The organism is Alkalibacterium sp. m-11 (genome assembly GCF_054658155.1).
In genome coordinates, this window is the sequence record NZ_BAAGIR010000174.1 from 1 (window position 1) to 3,386 (window position 3,386).

At 43.8% G+C, this 3,386-nt stretch carries 2 protein-coding genes; both read right to left on the bottom strand.

The genetic code is table 11. From position 1 onward, the window contains the following. Window positions 1–400: 400 nt before the first annotated feature. Entirely contained in the window at window positions 401–841 is a 441-nt protein-coding gene (locus ACYQ2O_RS11190; protein ID WP_346024242.1) for a phosphatase PAP2 family protein, read from the bottom strand. Window positions 842–976: 135 nt separating this feature from the next. After that, window positions 977–2,998 (bottom strand): right-handed parallel beta-helix repeat-containing protein, encoded by a 2,022-nt coding sequence (locus ACYQ2O_RS11195; RefSeq protein ID WP_346024243.1) that lies wholly within the window; start codon window positions 2,996–2,998, stop codon window positions 977–979. Between the last annotated feature and the right edge of the window lie 388 nt (window positions 2,999–3,386).

Consider the following 3,386-nt stretch of genomic DNA (forward strand, 5'->3'; position numbering starts at 1 on the left):
AATTTCTTGGTATTTCTCCTGAACGTCAAGTTTTTCTAAAAAATCAATGTCAAATAAAGTGGGTTGTTGTATAATGGACATAAGGAATCCCTCCTGGAGTACGTGTCTTAGTCGACAACCTAATTGTGCCATATGGGGGGGTTCCTTTTTTCTATGTTTTAAAAAAGTTGATTTATCAGGTGTTAAACACGACAAATAATTATGAAATTGGCTCAACTAGGTTCTGCTTTCGATAAGTCAGTCACACTTAGCTGAAAAGGAAGGTCAGTCTGCCTTAGAACAGAGCATTTAAATAATATTAAAAATGGAGGGGATGTACTTAAGATAAGTACGAACACCTCCATTTTTATACTCAAAGTGAGTCAGATATGGGTAAACTTGCCTCGTCTGATAATCTATACTAAAGAAGAAATCCCAACACACCGGACAATATCCCGATAATTGCTCCAGCAATCACATCTCTCGGATAATGGACGCCGCCAATAACACGCAGGACGGCCAGCACGCATCCGATCAGCATGAGAAAGACTCCCAGTGGACGGGATATAAAATAGAGGGTGGAGGCGATCACGAAAACTGAAAAGACATGGCGACTAGGAAACGATTGGCCTTTAGTATCTTTATTTAGAATAGGTGCCTTGCTAGTAACCTCATAGGGTCGGGGGGCATCGATAAAGCGTCGTAACAGGCTCACCAGTACAAAGGAGATAAGCGGCCCCAGCAGCACGCGCCAGAATCTGGAGTCACCTGAGAATAATAGTACCACGATGATTACAGGGTAGATGGCATACACCGTATAGGTAATGAGTCGATTGGAAAGGTTAATTACTTTTGCATACATATCATGACCATCCTAGCATATAATTTATTACATAATAGCATAATCAATCGTTCTAGTGGAGTGGAAGTCAATAATCTTATTGTATTAATAAAAAAAGAACCAGACAAATGTGCTGTCTGATTCTTTAAAAACTATTTAAACATCAAATTCTGCAGAAGCTTTCTTTTCCAGTTCAAATGGACCGGCTGTCAGTCCAGCATCAGGTCTCCGGTGTCCGAAAAAGTCCGAATCGAAGCGATACGGTGATCTATCAGGCTGCTCGAAAGACATATCGGCATGATATGCTTTTCCGAGAAGATCGGTTGTAGCCACCATGGAAGAAGCAGCACGAAGCAAGTCCGGATCGTTTACTTTGACACTTACTTTACCTTCATTCTGATCGATTGAAATATCGATTCCTTTCTGTTCAGAAGAAGGAGCATGAGGATCGTGGCTGCTAGAAACAGCGTTGTTCAGGTATACGTTTCCTCCCATAGCGACAGGGAGCACGGCATTACCGACCAGAATATTATTTTCGGCATCTCCAAGTTCAGCCATTTCCTCTTTAGTGTACTGCCACCACGGCTTATCTTTTGCATCGGGATGGTCGTTGTATCCGCCAAGCCCGACTGGATGCAGGTAGCAGATTGAATCTTCAGGTATACCATCCATTACAGCACCACTGCCCTCTGTTTCTTCTCTTTCTTTAAGCGGAAGATGCTCAAAGAAGGTGATAGGCACAGGCTCTTTGTTTGTCTCTTCATTCCCTAAGAAAAGGTTATTGTAGTATCTGTCATCTCCACCACTAATATTAGAATATCCAGCCATGGCTGTCTCATGCGGGAAATGGTAAGGTGTCGTTCGCGACAGTTCGGACTGAACGACAAATTGTCCGGCAAACAAATTATGGACAAAAGCACCACCTTGAGCCGTGTTTCTGAAATTCATTGGAGACAGGAACAGGTTGTGATCAACTAAATATGGGCCATGACAGACTTCAACAAATAAATCTTCTGATAGATTGTCGAAAAACAGATTACGGCTGATTCGAGTTCCTTGTGCCTGCCAGTCAAGCCAGAGGCCACGGTAGGAACTGTATATCTTATTGTCACTGATTTGAGTGTCCAAAGCAGCATGAAGCTTGATGCCTCCTACTTCAGCACCGTGTCGGATACGCTTGTGGTGGATATTGTAAATCTTATTCTGATAAATGCTGCTGAAGGCTGCACCCATATGGCCGACAATTCCAGCCTGTTCACAGTCGTGAATCACATTGTTGCGGACAATATGACTACCGACACGGTCCTTATCCCAGCCGGATCGCAAAGCTCTCAGAATTACTTCCTGTTCACGCTGGGTCCCACCTTTACTGTGATTGTCACCGTCTCTAGTGTGCCCAGTCCCGATGGCAGTGCCAAGACTGATCCCGACGTTCTTGGACTCGCTGATCACGTTGTTTTCGATGATCCATCCTTTACTCCAGTGTGTTCCGATCAGTCCCTCCTGAAATTCAGTTGGCGCTGCCCACTGAGGAGAGGCCTGACACAGAGTGAATCCGCTGACCGTTATATAATCAAGACCCGGTTTTTCCGGCCAGAAACAGTGCGGACGCACGCTGATTTCGACATTTTCTTCGCGCGGATCTTTCCCACCAAAATTAGCCCAGATCTTAGTCGTTTTAGAATCGACTTCAGCTGTCCATTTGAGCAGAGAAGCTTCTGAGTACTTGGCTTCCGACCAGACTTCAGGCTTATGTACGTGCTCTACTTTCTCACATTCATAAAGCGACTGACCGTCGAGGCATACTTCACCGAGGTGAGCCGTAAAAGCGCCGTCAAAAAGCCAGTCGCCACTTAGTTCTTCTTTAAAAGGGTGTCTTGCGGAAAATAGGCTGTTAGGGACCAATGTACTCCAGACCTGATCACCTTCGTCTGTCCAGTCTGTCAAGCGCTCTGCTCCAGTAATGACGACTTCGCCATCTCCAGCTGCTTTGTAGACGATTCGATGATCGACGGTTCCACCATTTGCGGGATTGACCCATTCACGGTACACGCCTGCATGGACGGTAACGGTATCACCAGGCATGGCCAGGGCTGCAGCTTGAGAAATGGTACGGAAAGGCTGGTCAGCTGTTCCTATAGCCTGATCACTTCCACTAATTGATACATGATAATTCATTTGTTTCCTCCTCGTATTCTGTCATGATTGTGATCAACAGAGTCATTAGACAATTATAGGGTACTTAACTCAAGTTTCGCACCCTTAAGAACTCCGTTCTATCCTTTACATCATAAGGATTATTTAGATTAATCAGCTTAAAAGTAAAGAAAAAGACAGCTCTCTTTGGTAAAATGTGAGTCACAACCAACATTCCAAGGAGAGATGTCTTATGGCTAACATTTTACCAAATAATTCAGAAAAAAACGAGTTTTATTCGAGTATTGTATGTGTCAAGACTTTGGCGGAAACTTTTTTTCTAGAGATGGTAACTCTTCAATTTTAATATTAAAATGGCTCATTCTGTGTGTTTCATTACCCAAACATTTTCTTCAGTTGTCCCATTGGA